Origin of the sequence: Paenibacillus sp. BT-177 (assembly GCF_025846815.2) — a bacterium.
Taxonomy (GTDB): domain Bacteria; phylum Bacillota; class Bacilli; order Paenibacillales; family Paenibacillaceae; genus Paenibacillus; species Paenibacillus polymyxa_C.
Genome location: NZ_JAOYTP010000002.1, coordinates 173,105 through 189,787 on the forward strand (window position 1 = coordinate 173,105; position 16,683 = coordinate 189,787).

Sequence of the window (16,683 nt, forward strand, 5' to 3'; positions counted from 1 at the left end):
GAGTCAGCTTGTTCAAAGATTTCTTTGATTTAACATGCCCGTATTGAGCTTGGACCTATCCGGGGAATCGCTATTTAAATATTGGAAATACCGCTGAGCTTCTCCAGCATTCGCAGTCGGTCATTCTCTGACAAAGTCTGCTGAACATGGAAGCAGCTAGGACACACATAAACATTCAAGACGAACGGCAAATCCAGAACAGGCTTGCCGAGCACTGGAGATATCGATGGTTCGAAGCCTTCTCTGGTTACTGTTTGCGAACCCGCATGCAGCATGTACTCTCCGCATTGGGAACATTCAAGAACCTCATCTTGCCTGTCGAGTAATTGTTCAGCCCCTTGTTCATAAGCCATAAGATCCGCACCGCTTTCTTCGAATTTTTGTAAAGTATGCAGCACAGGCAGCTTATGAAGCTCATTATCCTGCAATAACGGTGCATCAGCTGGCTTTTCAGATACGACTTCATCCTCTGCCTCGTATAAAATATCCTGCTCGTCATCATCGCCAAGCTGAATACTCAATGTACGATAACCCTTTAGGTCTTCTTTTTCATGAGCATGGAGCGCCGGGGTTACAGAAACCGCATGATCATGTGTCGCATCTTCATGCCCATCCGTATGTCTGTGAACAGATGGAGAAACAGACTCAGACTCCTCTTCATCATCTGTTATGTCTGAATATCCTTTCAGATCATTATGGCAATAAGGACACTCTTCTTCAGGCCCTAATTCTTCATCCCAAATAATTTCCATGTTACACCATGGACAAATAGTCATTTCCAAGCTTATCATCCTTCCGTTCCAAAGCGTATACCAAGCTCTAGTATACAGGATGTGTCAAGTTACACTCGCACCAATCACATAAGATAACGATATTGAAATAATCATAGAGAACAAACCGACCGCACGGTTATCCTCTTTAATCTCTTGATCAATAGAAAATACCGGTGTCAGAAATTCAAAAAGGAAGTATGCCGCAAGTAGCAGTAAAAAACCAACGAATGACCAGATCATCGTATCATACACGCTGGATTTTACCTCCATCGCAAAGCGGAGCACGTTGCAAATACCGAACATTTTCCCACCCGTTGCCATGGCTACCGAAACATTGCCTCGCTTGATCTCTTCCCAGCATTTATAACGGGTTACCAGCTCAAAGCAGGACAAAAATACAATTAACTCCAGCACCGCCACGGAGAAATAACCCAGCATCATCCCCAACGGATGTGATAGCAATTCATCAATCGCCATCTTCACCTCGTCCCTCCCGTTCTACCAAGCGTTCTCGGTCAGCAATCCATATCTATTCCAATTCAGCAACCGTTACACCCGTGCCGCCTTCATTGTAGTTACCGATACGGTAGCTTTTCACATGCTTATGCTTGCGCAGGTACTCCTGAATACCGGTTCTCAAGACCCCCGTACCTTTGCCGTGAATAATGTATACCTGACCCAGATTGGCCAAAAACGCTTCATCCATGAAGCGGTCCACTTCCATCAGCGCTTCCTCCACGTTTGCCCCACGAAGGTCAAGTTCACTTCGCACATTATCATCCCGTGTTCGCTTAACGCCAGTCACTGGCTTTTGGACCCTTGGAGCCGTCGTTTGGGCAGGTTGCAGCAGCTCCAGATCATCGAGACTGACCTTCATTTTCATGATGCCCAGTTGAACGATAGCTTCCTTGCTGCCAGTCAGTTCAACCACATGGCCTTTTTTATTCAGACTGTGAACGGATACTTCATCGCCAGCCATGATGGAACGAGTACGCGTAGTGATTGAACGTTTGGCTGTACTTTTCTTGCGTTGCTTCGGTTCAGCTTCATCCAGTTCTTTACGAGCTGCAATAAGCTTGTGCTCCTTAACCGAGGCTCCCTCTTCCTGAGCCAATCTGCGCAAATCAGTAATAATTTTTTCTGCTTCACTACGAGCCTTATCTACGAGAATTCTTGCTTCGTCTTCAGCCTTTTCCAGCATGCGGTCCCGTTGTGACTCCAGCTTATCCAGCTCGGTCTGATGACGGGTACGCAATGCTTCCATTTCCTTACGCAGCTGCTCTGCTTTTTCCCGTTCTTGCTCAGCGGTCAAACGGTTCTGCTCCAGTGATGCAATCATGTGCTCGACGCGCTGATCTTCTTCCGTTACCTCGCCACGGGCATAATCTAATATCCGCCCTGGTAATCCCAATCGCTCGGCAATGGCAAAAGCGTTACTTCGCCCAGGTACACCAACCAGAAGACGGTAAGTCGGGCTTAATGTAGCGACATCAAACTCCATACTTGCATTAATAATTCCTTTGCGCTCATAGGCATACGCCTTCAATTCACTATAGTGAGTCGTCGCCACCATACGGCAACCCAGAGCATGTATATGCTCCAAAATAGACACAGCCAGAGCCGAACCTTCTGCCGGATCCGTTCCTGCCCCCACCTCGTCAAGCAATACAAGACTTTTGGGTGTCATATTTTTCAAGATGCTAATAATATTGGTCATGTGACTCGAAAATGTACTCAAGTTCTGCTCAATGCTCTGCTCGTCACCAATATCGGCATAGATTGCATCAAATACGCATAGCTGGCTTTCATCCTCAACAGGCACAAACAGTCCAGACATCGCCATCAAACTTAGCAGACCTATTGTTTTCAGGGTAACGGTTTTCCCCCCTGTGTTCGGTCCGGTAACGATAATGGAGGTGTACGAATTACCCAGTTCCACATCTATGGGAACGACCTGTTCCAACGGAATTAGAGGATGTCTACCCTTTTTCAGCTTCAAGTACCCACGATCATTCATTAAGGGCAGCGTTGCCTTCATTTCACGAGCGAGACGCGCTTTCGCAAAAATAAAATCAAGATTGCCCAAAATATCCACGTCATACAGCAACATATCCGCTTGTTCTGCGACAAGTGCAGTCAGCTTTTGTAAAATGACTTCAATTTCACGCTCTTCTCTCAGCCTGGTTTCCCTCAGCTTGTTGTTCATGGCCACGATGGATTCAGGCTCGATAAACAATGTTGCGCCAGACCCGGATTGATCATGCACAATTCCGCCAAAATAAGAACGGTATTCGGCCTTGACCGGGATGACAAACCGATCTCCACGAATCGTAATCAACTGATCCTGAAGCATTTTGGACACAGTTGAGGAGCGAATCATGGAATCCAGCTTCTCACGAATACGCACTTCACCGGAGCGCAGCTCCCGGCGAATTTGTGAAAGCTCTGTACTGGCAGAATCCAGCACTTCTGCATTTTCGTCAATACAGCCTTTAATGGAGTTTTCCAAACTTCTTTGTTCCGAAAGCTGCTCACTCCAATACAGCAAAGTTTCAACAGGATTTTCCTCATGCAAACTTGTTACATATACCTGTATACGGCGTGCAGCTTGAACCGTTGTCCGAATACCAAGCAACTCCTGCGGACTTAACGTTCCTCCAATACGGGCACGCTTCACCGCCGGAGTGATATCCACAACTCCGTTAAATGAAGGTACCCCTTTTAGTCGATCAGCAGCATAGGCCTCGTCCGTACCTTTCAGCAATTTCTTGATATGCTCCAAATCATCGCTGGGCTGTAATCGAAGGGCTGTCTGTTGTCCCGTTGCCGTTTGGGCATAGTGACTTAGTTTATTTAGAATTTTTTGATATTCAAGGGTTTTGAAAATTTTAGAGTCCAACTTCACTGCTCCTTTCACTTATATCTATATTATACCGAAAGCAGCAAACTTACGCTATTTGCCAACTATGCTTTACACATAAGAAAGCTCTTCATGCCACACACTAACCTTTGTCTAACCCTGTTAATTCAAAAAAACAAAGGAGGTTATTCCGTGAGCATTCTTGGGCACATTGTACGTTTCATCGTTGCCGCTCTGGTTTTGATGGTCGTAAGCTGGATCGTTCCCGGATTTAGTGTAGGCGGCTTTTGGAGCGCGCTGATCCTTGCCATTGTCATTGCCTTGATTGGCTACATCGTCGAGGCGGTGTTTGGTCGACGCGTTTCTCCATTTGGACGCGGTATTGTCGGTTTTCTAGTGAGCGCTCTGGTTATCTGGGTCGCTCAATATGTCGTGGCCCATGTTAGTGTTTCTATTTTGGGCGCATTGCTCGCTGCATTGGTTATCGGGATTATCGATTTGTTTATTCCGGTATCGACACCATTTGAAGCCGGGCGCAAGGAAGGAAAATAATTTCAGCAGACACTTCCAGTATAGCTGTCCCGAAGCAGATTCGTCTGCCAAAGGACAGCTTTTTGTCACTTACACTTCTTAGCGATCCATAAACAAACAATCCCCGGCCATGAGCAGCCGGGGATTGCCTTACAATTATAATCCGTATCTACTGATCCTGTTCGATAAGTTCAATCCATTCATTATACTCGGTTTGAAGCTTGGTGTATTCTTCCTTTAGTTGACGTAATTCAGTCGAAATCTTCTCTGCATTTTCTCGGTCTACATCCTGTTGTACTTGTAATAAACGAAGCTGATGAGCTGCCATTTCATATTTTTGACCCACTTCGTCTAATTCAGACTGCAAGGCCATCCGTTCCTGCTCTATGGACTGCTGTTCTGCCTTTGCGGTGTTGGCAGCTTCAACTGCAGAACGAATCTCTTCCTGAAGTTGTTCCTTTTGTTCAATCGTTACCGCTATCTCCCGTTCCCAAGAAGCAAATTCTTCCTTACGGGCAGCATCTTCAGCTTCCAGACGTTCCGCTTCATCCTTCAACTGATCATATTTCAGCTGCCACTCCACAGATGCCTTCTCAGCACGTTCCAGTTCACTTTGCCGATCATGATTTTCCTGCTGGAGTTGCTTAATATGTTGCTCCAGCTGTCCAGCTCGGCTCTTCATGCTTCCATATTGCTCCTGAAGCGATTGATACGCCTTCGCGCCCTCTTGCTCTCGGACTTTGGCTTTCTCAAGCTCGTCCTGAACGCGAATCAGCTCAGGCGATAGCTCCTTGATCTTCGCTTCAAGTTGAACTAGACGTTGCTGCTGTGAAGAATATTTATCATTAGCAGCTTCAACCTCAGTCACAGTCTGCTGTAGTTGTTGCTCTATTGCTTCCTTCTGTTCACGCGCTTCCAGCAGGGAAAGCTCCAACTCGTCGGCTGCCAATTGACGTTCTTCTGCAAGCTTCTTCCATGACTTCTCACTTTCAGCGAGCGTAGCCAGCTCGCTTTGCAGCTTGCGAGAAGATACATGAGCTTGCTCCAGCAGCTTCTGCATCCGGCGCTGCTCTTCCTCCAGCTTAGCCGCCTGCTGCTGCGTAGCCTTGGCTTCATCCAGCAATTGATCATATCTGTTTTGCAGTTCTTCACGCGCAAGCGTATCTGCCTGCTCCCGCTCTGTTGCCGCCTGTTGCTGTGCTTGCAGCTCAGCCTCCAGTTCGGACTGTTGTTGCTCCAATGCTGTAGCTTGCTCTTGAGCCTCCTTCAAACGAGAAGAAAGCTCTGCACTACCAGCCTGTACTTGTTCTAATTGCTCCTGAAGCTCCTCCATCCGAATCTCCTGCTCCAGTGCAGCTTCCTCGGCACGTTTCTGTGCTTCCTCATGCTGGAGCTTTTGCTCATTTAGAGCCAATTCAGCCTGTTTACGTTCCTGCTCCAGCTGTTCATTCAGCCCGGAGCACTTGATCTGCCATTCGCTTATCTTCTGGCTATGCTCTTGCTGCAAAGCAGATCGCAGCTTGTCTAGCTCAGTGCGATTTCGCTCCTGATGAGCCTTTTCCGCAGCGGAAAGCTTAGCTTCAGCTTGTTTAGCCGCTTCGACTATTTCCTTCTTCAACTGCTCTTCTGTCTGCCGGACACGCGCATTCGCAGCCTCTTGCTGCTCTTTCAGCTTACGAGAAGCTTCTTGGCGAGATTCTTCCAATTCACGCTTAGCTTGTTTTTGTGCATTTTCAAGTTCAGTCGCTTTTTTCTCCTGCTGTTCAAGCTTTGCCCTTAGTTCGGCAATTTCCTTGGCTGACACAGATTCAGTCTCCACCAGCTTTTTCTGCGTCGTTTCTTTTTCTTCCCTCAATTGAACGAGGGCTTGATGCATATCTGTATTTTTCTGCTGTTGTTCCCCTAGAGCCGTCTGGAGTTGGGCCAGATCTCCCCGGAGCTCCGCCCGTTCCGCTGCCAAGCGGTTCATATGGCTCTGGATCTCCTGAATTTGTACAGCTTCTTCAGCCATATGAACCGCAGCCAGCACGGCAATTCGGGGCATATCCAGACGCGAATGAGCTTGAGAAATGCTGTGCATACGTTCATCTACGTAATTGGCAACCTGCTTCATATAATCACTATTACTGCCGACAAGTTTATAAGAAGTACCGTAGATCTCTACAGTGACGCGAGTACGATCTGGTGTAGTCACAATTATGCCCTCCTTCAATACTACTGTATGTTGATTCTAAGGTGTGTCCGGTACTAGGGTAACCCGCCTTCCGTGAAGCGTTCAACCTTATTAGTCCGGCTTCCCCGCAGCGGGTGAATATCAGAGTAGAGAGCTTCTATGATGATAGGCCAAAAAGCCGTATCGAACCTCTGTCACTAAGATTCGATACGGCTTCCCGCATTTCCTGCTACTTTCTCAATTCCGCTCCAAAAGTTTGTTCTAGAGACGTAACGACAGGAGAATGCGCCGCATTAATCTCTTCATCCGTCAACGTATGCTCCCAATGACGATAGGTCAGGGAAATAGCTACGCTCTTCTTGTCTTCACCAAGCTTGCTGCCTGTAAATACATCAAACACCCGTGCATCCTGCAACAGTTCTCCGCCTGCAGCGTGAATAACACGAAGCAGTTCACCTGCCTCAACGTCTTTATTCACCACGAGGGCAATGTCACGTTCCACGGACGGGAAGCGAGCCAGCTCTCTGAACTGAATATGGGAGTTTGCGTGCTCAACGAGCTGTTGCAACGCGATTTCAGCTACATACGTATCGTTCAGCCCATAGGACTGTTGCAGTTCAGGATGAATCTGCCCAACTGTACCGATCCGTTGGGAGTTTCCGTTCGCATCCAGCCATACCGAAGCGGAACGTCCTGGGTGGTAGCTTTGCGGCTGGTCAGCCACATAACGAATGCTGGCACTTAGTCCAAAATAGTCGAACACTGTTTCAAGCGTACCTTTAATATCAAAGAAATCGACCTTTTCGGCTCCGATGTTCCATTGTTTTTCACGGCGCACTCCAGTCAGCAGCAGACTCAGCACTTGAATTTCCTGCGGCTGGCGGGTTAATGTTTGCTCTTCTGTATAGAATACAGTTCCCATCTCAAAAATCGCCAGATTATCTTGCTTCCGATTCATGTTGTACACCGCTGTATCCAGCATCTGCGGAATGATACTTGTACGCAACACACTACGATCTTCACTCATAGGCATAGCCAAACGTACCGGATGGCTGCCTTCTGTTAGAGCGTTAAACAAAGCCGTGCTTTGCGGATGTACAAAAGAGTAACTGATCGTCTCCTGCCAGCCACCATGAGCCAGCAATCTGCGCAAGGAGCGACGCAGAGATTGCGATGCCGTCAAAGCTCCTGGAGTTGTTGGACCTTCAATCGGCGTGGTTGGGATATTATCGTAACCATACAGACGTGCTACTTCTTCGATTAAGTCCACATCAATGGTAATATCTCCACGGCGTGTAGGTACTTCAACTTCCAGCACCCCTGGCTCTGTGTCGCCGCATCCGAAATGAAGTCTACCAAAAATCGTCTTCACCTCAAGCAGTGACAGTTCGGTTCCCAAATATCGATTTATTTTATCTAGCGACAGCTTGATAATATGATTTTCAGCTTTTGCAGAAGCAGACTCTACGATGCCCTGGTGTACAGTGCCCCCTGCATAACGCTGAATCAGCGCAGCTGCACGATTTACAGCAGGTATAACAGCTCCTGGATCAACCTCTTTTTCAAAACGCAGACTTGCTTCCGAGCGCAGTCCCAGTTGACGTGATGTTTTACGAACGGTACCGCCGTCAAACTTCGCAGATTCCAACGCGATGCTAATCGTCGCATCCGTAACCTCAGAGTTGGCTCCGCCCATTACGCCTGCTAATGCAATCGGCTTCACGCCGTCCGTAATCAGCAGCATATGCGGTTCCAGCTTACGTTCCTGATCGTCAAGTGTAATCAAAGTTTCGCCTGTACGAGCAAGCCGAACCTCAATATTTCCATTTTCCAGCTTATCCGCATCAAAAGCATGCAACGGCTGGCCGTATTCCAGCATAACGTAGTTCGTAATATCTACGATATTGTTAATCGGACGAACACCTGCCGCCATCAGACGATTTTGAATCCATAACGGGGAAGGCCCCACCTTTACACCTGTGATATAACGCGCTGCATAGTGCGTACACAGTTCAGGAGTATCTACCTTTACGGACAGATGATCTGCCGCTGCATCGCTAATTTCCACCAGATCCTTAGCGGGGTCAGCCAGCGAAATGTCACGTCCTAAAATAGCACTCACTTCATAAGCGGCTCCATGCATGCTCAGGCAATCCGAACGGTTGGGTGTCAAATCAAAATCCAGCACCTGGTCATCCAGGGCAAGCAGCTTCGTAATTGGCGTACCAATTTCAGCATCTTCTGGCAGCACCAAAATGCCTTCCTGCAATTCTTTTGGCAATAGCTTATCATTCATGCCCAGTTCTTTGGCCGAGCAGATCATGCCCATGGACACAACACCACGCAGCTTGGCCTTTTTAATATGAAAATCTCCTGGCAGCTTGGCACCTACAACTGCAACAGGAACCTTTTGACCTGCATCCACGTTCTTGGCACCACACACAATTTGCAAGTCTTCTCCCTGACCCGCATCGACAATACACACATTCAGCTTATCCGCATCTGGGTGCTTTTCTTTGCTTTTGACATAGCCTACAACGACGCCAGTAATTCCTTGGTTACGATGTTCGACTTCATCAATTTCAATGCCCGAACGGGTGATTTTTTCTGCTAGGTCCTCCGCACTCACTTGATCCAGTGATACATACTCGGACAGCCACTCGAATGATACTTTCATATGGGTTCACTTCCCTTGATATAGTTGTTTATTGACGCGCAAACTGCTTCAAGAACGACAGATCGCTGTTATAAAAATGGCGAATATCATCAATGCCGTATTTCAAAATGGCAATCCGTTCTACACCCATACCGAATGCAAAGCCACTGTATATCTCGGGATCAAAACCACCCATTTCCAGCACTTTCGGATGCACCATACCACAGCCTAAAATTTCAATCCACACGCGCTCGCCGTTTTTCTTCACAAAAGTCACGTCTACTTCAGCACTTGGCTCGGTGAACGGAAAGAAGCTTGGACGCAAGCGGATTTCGGTCGATTCCCCGAACATTTCGCGTGCAAATTGCAGCAAGGTTCCTTTCAAGTCACTCATACGAATGTCTTTTCCAATCACAAGGCCTTCAATTTGGTGGAATTGGAAGGAATGCGTTGCATCGTCATCATCACGTCGGAATACCGTACCCGGACAAATCACCTTAATAGGCGTTTCACCCTTCATCGCCTCCATCGCGCGAATCTGAACTGGTGACGTATGAGTACGCATCAACAGATCCTCGGTCAGGTAAAATGAATCCTGCATATCGCGTGCCGGGTGGTTTTTAGGCAGATTCAATGCTTCGAAGTTATAGTAATCGGTCTCTGCCTGCGGCCCCTCAGCCACTCGATATCCCATACCTGTAAAAATATCCTCGATTTGCTCGATCACTTTGTTAAGTGGGTGGAGCCCGCCTTGCGGCATTGCGCGTCCAGGCAAGGTAACGTCGATTTTTTCTGCTTGCAAGCGCTCATTCGTTTCTGCTTTCGTGAACTCGTCCTGCTTACGGTTAACGACCTCTTCAATCGCCTCGCGCACCTCATTGGCTACCTGGCCAACAACTGGACGCTCTTCCGCGCTGAGCTTGCCCATACCGCGCAAAATTTCGGTCAGTGCACCCTTTTTACCCGAATATTTAACTCGTAGATCAGCCAGCTCCTTGGGTGTTGCCACCTTCTCCAATACTTCCAGTGCTTCTTCCTTCAAGGCCAGCAGATGTTCCTTCATTTGGATGGTTTCGCTCATCGCCTGTTCAGTCCCCTTTCTTCATATCCAGCTTTTCAGACAACAAAAAAAAGGTCTTTTCTCCCGAAAAGGGACGAAAAGACCGTGGTACCACCCTCGTTAGACAATGAAGTTAGCTACCCGATGCGTTGCTTTGTGGCAATCAGTACGGGGGTTCATTCATGCTATGCATCATCATCTCGCTCTGCACGTTGTAACGGTCGTGAACCGGTATCCCCTACTTGCACAACCGCCATTTACATGACGCTTGAGGTTCAAGGAACTGCTCCGGAGCGAACTTCAACAGCCCAATATTTGCAGAAACGCTCTCAATCCTACGGCGCTTCCTCCCTGTTCAATCGGACACTGCCTACTCTTCTCCATCAAGACATTTTCTAAATACGAACTATTGTTCATTATTATATGCAAACTACTGCACTTTGGCAAGCAGCGCCTATATTTCATTCCTTCAGATATCGGGATCATTTAACTGATCCAGCTTGGCACGAATGCGCCTGATGTCGCTCAAGAGCTCCTCATTTTCTTCACTCGTCCCCGTCATTCCCATCAGTTCGGTAAGACGCAACTGTAATCGAAGACGTTCCTCCCGCTCCTGCTGATCCTTAGGCTCTCGGATACGGTTCCGTTCATCTTCTTGTTTTTCGTCGGCCGTCCCTTCATAGATTTCATATCCGCCGCCCGGCTTCATATCGAGTAACCGAGTTGCCGTACAACGCACCAGCTCCCGGTCATGCGAGACGAGTACCAACGCCCCATCATATCGGCGTAAAGAATCCTCTACAATTTCACGGGTTTCAATGTCAAAGTAATTCGTCGGTTCATCCAGCACCAGCAGATTGGCTCCACTAAAGTACAGACGCAGAAAAGCTACCCTGCATTTTTCTCCCATACTGAGCGTTCCGATCCTTTTGAATACGTCCTCTTTGGCAAATAGAAAACAGCCCAGCACCGTTCTCGCTTCTGTTTGGGTCATTGTAGGGAGCGCAAGCAGACTGTCGAGCAACGTCTGATCCTCTGGAAGCTGCTCCAGCTCCTGTGAAAAATATCCGATGTTCAACTGTGGGTTGGCTGTAATTGTCCCCATCTGCGGTTCGAGCTGACCTGTTAATAACCGAAGCAGCGTGGTTTTGCCAATTCCATTGGGTCCCCGAACAGCCAAACGTTCCCCACGTGCAACGTTCAGATTTAGATTTTTCACAATGACATGGTCGTCGTAGCTAAAGTCAACCTGTTCAGTACGCAGCAAATATTTAGCCTGAAAACCGCTATCACTTAATTTCATGTGCAAAGACGGAGCTTCACGTGGTTGTTCTACCCTGTTAGCCTCCAGTCGCTCCAGTTCCTTCTCTTTCGCATGATAACGGGAGATATTTTTTTTAGCCTTGGCCTTATAGAAGCTCTGTGTAATAGCCACTTCGACTTTGGATGCGCTACGATGTGCCTGGTGAAACCATTCCCTGTAATTTCGAATCGTTTCCTCCAGCGCCTGTCTCGCCAGTTCCTGCTTCCGATAGCTCGCCTCCTGCTCTCGTTGTTCCCGCTCCTTTTGTGCTTTATATTCCTTATAACCGCCTTTATAGCGCCCAATACCTGTGGATGTAAGCTCGACTATACTCGTGGCCACCTGATCCAAAAAGGCTCTGTCATGCGATACAAACAACAGTGTTCCAGGATACGTGGATAGCCACTGCTCCAGCCAGAGCAAGCTTTCGGCATCCAAATGGTTGGTTGGCTCATCCAGCACCAGCAACTTCGGCTGCCTGACCATCAGTCCAGCCAGTCGTACTCTTGTCTTCTGTCCACCACTTAGATCACTATAAGCAATGGACCACGTCTGTGCAGGCATCCCCTTTCGGGTGAGCGCCTTTTCCACCTCAGACTCCCAGGCAAAGCCTTGCAGACGCTCATATTCATCCATCAGCTCGCCGTAACGCTCCAGATGATGCTCCATGTCCTTTTCAGGATCGGCTAGATCAGCTTCCAGCTGTCCCAACTCTTGCTTGAGATCCCAGTGCTTAGGGCTGGCCTGCTGTGCGGTCTCCAGTGCGGTTCGAGACCCATCCACCGTATCCTGTTGCTTCAGCCAGCCGTGCTCTTCCAGCGGCAAATCATACTCTACTTGACCGGAGGTTGGCGCTTCATCTCCCAGCAATATTCGTAGCAACGTCGTTTTACCGGCCCCATTTCTTCCAAACAACGCGAGCCGTTCTCCTTCCGTCACGTCCAACGACACATTCTCAAATAAAGATGTCCCGTTCCATTCCTTGACTATATTGCGAACCCGTAAAATGGTTTTCATACCACGATCATCCTTTCCCGGTCCGGTTTTTATACCGGAAGCAACAAAAAAAGCCGCAGAAGGCTGCGGCTTGCATACAGGAATATAGAATGACTGTTATGAATGGTTTCAGAACATACACCTATGAAAAATAACACCGCGAACGAAAAAGAAAATCTCGTTACGGATCTTCAACGCATACGTCCCTACTTTCATTTCAGACACACTTCTCCCGTTGCAGCTTGCAGCCGCCTGCCAGTAACGTGCAGTTAAGTGGGAAAATCAGTGTGCTTACTTCATCGGACGTATGGTTACCTTCCTTTTCATGGGATACTTACTTGCAGTCAGTATAGCAGACCACAGCATATTTTCCAATACCCGCTTTATTTTCCAAAGACCAAAGTTGTATTGGACGAACCTGCATACTTAGTTACGAACTCTTTAGTATATTCAGGAGTTTGAACTTGATAGCTGTAGTTCTTGCTCGGGTTCCATCGGGTCACAGGCGATTTTTGGTTAGTGATGGCTGGAAAACTACCTACATCTTTGAATTCACCATTGGCTTTATCATCCAGAATACCGCCCTTTTCACTACCTTTTCCAAAATAATTATTCTCGGAATAAATTCGTGCATTGGTTGCTATTGTGTAAGCCAACTGAAAATTATTAATATAATTATTTTTCACATGGAAATATCCATATCTCATCAGACCTGGACCGCGTACAAGTAAGTTTTCAAAATAATTATTGGCAATTGTAATATGGGGCATGCGGTCATAATTTTTATTGCTGTCATCTGGATAACCCAGAATAAGGCCATATTTATGATTCGAAAATTTGGAGTTGCTAATGGTTACATAATCAGCCGATTGTCCTATGTACAAAAGTTTGTCCAAATCCGAGCCATTTGCATTATAATTATGACCTGCAAAAGTAACATGATCAATCCAATAATTTGTACCTGCAGTAAGATATAGCTGGATATCATCGTTACCATTAATACTGGCACTGTGCTCAAAAGTTAAATTTTGAAAGATCACATTTCCCGAGTTAGCTGTTGTTTTCAAATGAATATTGACTAGCTTATTTTGCGCATAAGAGCCGATTAGAGATTTGTTAGAACCGATATTGACCACGGTTTTAGAAGAAGCAGAAATATTCTTTTCGATGACCAGAATTTTGGGAGTTGAATCCCCTAGCTGATTTTTCAATTCGTTTAGATTATTGATATAGATGACCTGACCATTTTTGCCCCCTGTTGTAGCAGGCTTTGAAGCTCCTGTTTCGCTTTTAGCCTGTCCAGCAAAACCAATCATGCCATTCGTCGACGTATTTGGGAAATCAGTCGCAGCGAACGTAGCACTTGCTGAAAAGGTAAAAAGCACAAAGGCCAAAGCTAAAAGAAAAGAGATTTTTCTCATCGCAGCTACACCATCCTTCTTTTATATTAAATTCCAATTACGAGACTATACTTTTTTTGCAAAATGGTAAATAGTTCTTTTTATCTGTTTATTTATAGCATATAAGAGAAATATTTAAATTATATTATTTAACAGCGTGAAAATAGTTCGTAGGAACGCAAAAAAGCCGGGATTCCCCATTGGTAACCCGGCTAAAATATATTCTTATTAAAAACAAAATAGAAACCCTTGAATTTACAAGGGTTTCGGAATTTTTAAAGTCGTAAGCGGGTGATGGGAATCGAACCCACGCTATCAGCTTGGAAGGCTGAAGTTCTACCATTGAACTACACCCGCATTATATAACATCTTGATCCATATGTATGACACACTTAAGCTCTCGTCAACCAACTGAATCAGGATGTTATTCAGTATAACTTATCTTTCCACAAAATGCAAGCATACTACATACCATCCTGAACCAGCCAATTGACAGGTTTACGTAAAAACAATTTTTCAAAAACTTCTGCCGGAATGGGGCGGCTAAAATAATACCCCTGCCCTTCATGGCAATCCTGCGCCTGCAAAAATTGAAGCTGCTCCTCATTTTCCACCCCTTCAGCCGTAACCTTCAGCTTCAAATGGTGAGCCATAGAGGCAATGGTAGATACAATGGCCGCATTTTTGCTGTCAACCAGCACCTCATTTACAAAGGAACGGTCAATTTTAAGACGATCAATCGGAAGATTCTTCAAATAATGCAATGAGCTATAACCCGTTCCAAAATCATCAATACTGATTGCAACACCAATAGCCTTTATTTTTTTCAACTGTTCAAAAGCCCGGTCCTTATCAAAAGTCATACTCTCAGTAATCTCCAGTTCTAAATAGCGTGGCTCCAGTCCCGTATAGGCCAAAATGCCCCGAATTACATCCACCAGTTTTTTTTGCTGGAATTGGCGCATGGATAAATTGACCGAAATCGGGATCGATGGATACCCTAGCTCCTGCCACTGCTTATTTTGGAGACACGCCTCACGCAACACCCATTCCCCCAGGGGCACGATCAGGCCACTTTCTTCAGCTACTGGAATAAAATCACCCGGCATCACCATCCCGCGATGAGGATGATTCCAACGCACCAGCGCTTCCAAACTCGTTAGCTCGCCACTTTGCAGATGGACGCGTGGCTGATACACCAATGAAAATTCTTCATTTTCAAGCGCTCGCCGCAAATCATTCTCCAGCTGGAGCCTTTCATGCGCTCGCATCTGCATCGCACTAGCATACCGCTGAAAATTCACTCCTTGCTCCTTGGCACTATGAACGGCTGTATCCGCCTGCTGAATAAGTTGTTCGCTCTGATTCGCATCCGACGGGTACAAAGCTATGCCAACGCTCACCATCACATGATAAGACTCCCCATTAATATCAAAAGGCTGATCGAACAGCTTCACCATATCATCAATACGATTTCTCATGGCATCTGAATCTTCGTAGCCCATTAGAAGAAAGGCAAATTCATCTCCACCCATGCTAAAGACAGCTTCCCCCTCACGGCAAAAATGCCCCAAGCGTTCGCCTACCGCATACAGCAAATAATTGCCTGCCGTATGCCCAAGCGAATCATTAATCGCTTTAAAACGATCAATATTTAGCACTAAAAGCGCTACTGTCTCATCAGATTTCAGTGAATTGCGCAATATTTTATCCAGGCGCTGGGAAAGACGACGGCGATTGGGAAGGCCTGTTATATCATCGTTATAAGCAATATGATTAAACTCAGATTCTGCCGCCTGTTTTTCCCGATAAGGAACCAGAACCATAAGCCGGACTAGACCGCTCAACAGATTATAAAATGCAATTACGTTTGTCAAAAGTCCTATAAGATGATTGATATCACTCATTTGCTTAGCAAATAAATAGAATAACTGGCTCACAACACACAGCCCAATCCCACGAACGATAAGCAACATGCCCAACTCCGCAGGGCGGACTTTTCGGTATTTTCGTACTCCAAAAATAAATGTAAGCATCAGCAGTAACATGACAACCAGATTCAACGTCCAGCCCAGGTTACCTAATTCGTACCGTATACGTAGATCTGGTAAGCCTGCATCATATGCCTTAATAACTCCTAGAATCAGCAACGTACAACCTATCCCTGCCCACAAAGCCACTGTTTTGTATTCAGACTTCGTCCTTCTAAATGGGAGAGAACAAACGAATAGGAGCATAACAGAGGTAAAGGCACGATTTACAAATAGTAGCCACAACGAAATGCCCGGAGACAAAGCAAAGTCCGTCAGGCTTACGAAACTAAACGAAACAATATGAACAAGGTAAAGCAGACCAGCCACCAGAAACGTTGGGGCAATAAGAAGTCTCTGCCAGGTCAACTGTTCCAGCAAAACGGACCAGGATTGATAAAAAATAGAAAAACAAATCGCAGCACAGGCAAACCCTATAATCGGATATAACAAGAAAAATACATTATAGGAGTATATTTTATTCAAAGTTACGTGAAATAACTGAACTAAGACAAACAAAACTATGGCGGCAATACCAATGCCTATCGTTTTTTTTACTTCCAGCCGTATATTCATTCAGCCTCTTCAGCCCCCTGCATATCGGAGATTCCGATCATCTAAGACGTTTGACAGCTTTGGAAGCCGTTGTTTAAGTCTATAGTATCAAAAAAAATGTTGTATTCTGGTATATAATAGCATTTAATCTGTGAAAGGTGAATCATTTTTTTGTTCTATATTCATGAATTTATTTTCGCATTTGCGCAAATGCACGAGCTTACAGTACCAAAAAAGCGCATCATCTTTTCAGATCATGCGCTTCAGACGACATTTTTCAATTAGGTGATACCTATACCCCAACGCTGCACACCACAACAGAAATAGTATGTACAGGACCCCTCTG

General features: G+C 46.2%; 11 protein-coding genes and 1 tRNA gene. 2 read left to right on the forward strand and 10 right to left on the reverse strand.

Annotated features, from left to right (window positions below):
- Positions 1–74: 74 nt before the first annotated feature.
- From OIU26_RS06945 to OIU26_RS06955, 3 genes are read right to left on the reverse strand one after another with little or no spacing between them, the layout of a single operon-like run.
- Complete coding sequence (locus OIU26_RS06945) at positions 75–782, reverse strand: hypothetical protein (protein ID WP_013370100.1); 708 nt, start codon at positions 780–782, stop codon at positions 75–77.
- 54 nt (positions 783–836) lie between these two features.
- Positions 837–1,250 (reverse strand): DUF350 domain-containing protein, encoded by a 414-nt coding sequence (locus OIU26_RS06950; protein ID WP_165081558.1) that lies wholly within the window; start codon positions 1,248–1,250, stop codon positions 837–839.
- A 52-nt stretch (positions 1,251–1,302) separates the two neighbouring features.
- On the reverse strand, positions 1,303–3,672 hold the full coding sequence (locus OIU26_RS06955; protein WP_264216362.1) for an endonuclease MutS2: 2,370 nt from the start codon (positions 3,670–3,672) through the stop codon (positions 1,303–1,305).
- 153 nt (positions 3,673–3,825) lie between these two features.
- On the opposite strand from OIU26_RS06955, the gene OIU26_RS06960 reads away from it, so the two are divergent.
- The gene (locus tag OIU26_RS06960; protein ID WP_137078143.1) at positions 3,826–4,185 is read left to right on the forward strand and encodes a phage holin family protein; all 360 of its coding nucleotides are present in this window, start codon (positions 3,826–3,828) and stop codon (positions 4,183–4,185) included.
- Positions 4,186–4,333: 148 nt separating this feature from the next.
- Here OIU26_RS06960 and OIU26_RS06965 read toward each other — a convergent pair whose 3' ends face one another.
- The 3 genes from OIU26_RS06965 to pheS form a co-directional block, all read right to left on the reverse strand.
- Positions 4,334–6,358: a DNA repair protein gene (locus tag OIU26_RS06965; protein ID WP_264216363.1), complete on the reverse strand. Its 2,025-nt coding sequence runs from the start codon at positions 6,356–6,358 to the stop codon at positions 4,334–4,336.
- A gap of 208 nt (positions 6,359–6,566) precedes the next feature.
- Positions 6,567–9,014 (reverse strand): phenylalanine--tRNA ligase subunit beta, encoded by a 2,448-nt coding sequence (gene pheT / locus OIU26_RS06970; RefSeq protein WP_264216364.1) that lies wholly within the window; start codon positions 9,012–9,014, stop codon positions 6,567–6,569.
- 28 nt (positions 9,015–9,042) lie between these two features.
- On the reverse strand, positions 9,043–10,074 hold the full coding sequence (gene pheS / locus OIU26_RS06975; protein WP_436449032.1) for a phenylalanine--tRNA ligase subunit alpha: 1,032 nt from the start codon (positions 10,072–10,074) through the stop codon (positions 9,043–9,045).
- 135 nt (positions 10,075–10,209) lie between these two features.
- Between pheS and OIU26_RS06980 the strand changes: the two genes are divergently transcribed.
- The gene (locus tag OIU26_RS06980) at positions 10,210–10,452 is read left to right on the forward strand and encodes a hypothetical protein (RefSeq protein WP_211189260.1); all 243 of its coding nucleotides are present in this window, start codon (positions 10,210–10,212) and stop codon (positions 10,450–10,452) included.
- Between the two features lie 70 nt (positions 10,453–10,522).
- On the opposite strand, the gene abc-f is transcribed toward OIU26_RS06980, so the two are convergent.
- The 4 genes from abc-f to OIU26_RS07000 all read right to left on the reverse strand — a co-directional run bounded on the left by abc-f (position 10,523) and on the right by OIU26_RS07000 (position 16,358).
- Positions 10,523–12,373 (reverse strand): ribosomal protection-like ABC-F family protein, encoded by a 1,851-nt coding sequence (gene abc-f, locus OIU26_RS06985; protein WP_264216365.1) that lies wholly within the window; start codon positions 12,371–12,373, stop codon positions 10,523–10,525.
- A gap of 362 nt (positions 12,374–12,735) precedes the next feature.
- Positions 12,736–13,773 (reverse strand): pectate lyase, encoded by a 1,038-nt coding sequence (locus tag OIU26_RS06990; RefSeq protein ID WP_264216366.1) that lies wholly within the window; start codon positions 13,771–13,773, stop codon positions 12,736–12,738.
- A gap of 265 nt (positions 13,774–14,038) precedes the next feature.
- Positions 14,039–14,109: transfer RNA gene (locus OIU26_RS06995), tRNA-Gly, on the reverse strand.
- Positions 14,110–14,216: 107 nt separating this feature from the next.
- Complete coding sequence (locus tag OIU26_RS07000; protein WP_264216367.1) at positions 14,217–16,358, reverse strand: EAL domain-containing protein; 2,142 nt, start codon at positions 16,356–16,358, stop codon at positions 14,217–14,219.
- Positions 16,359–16,683: the final 325 nt, after the last annotated feature.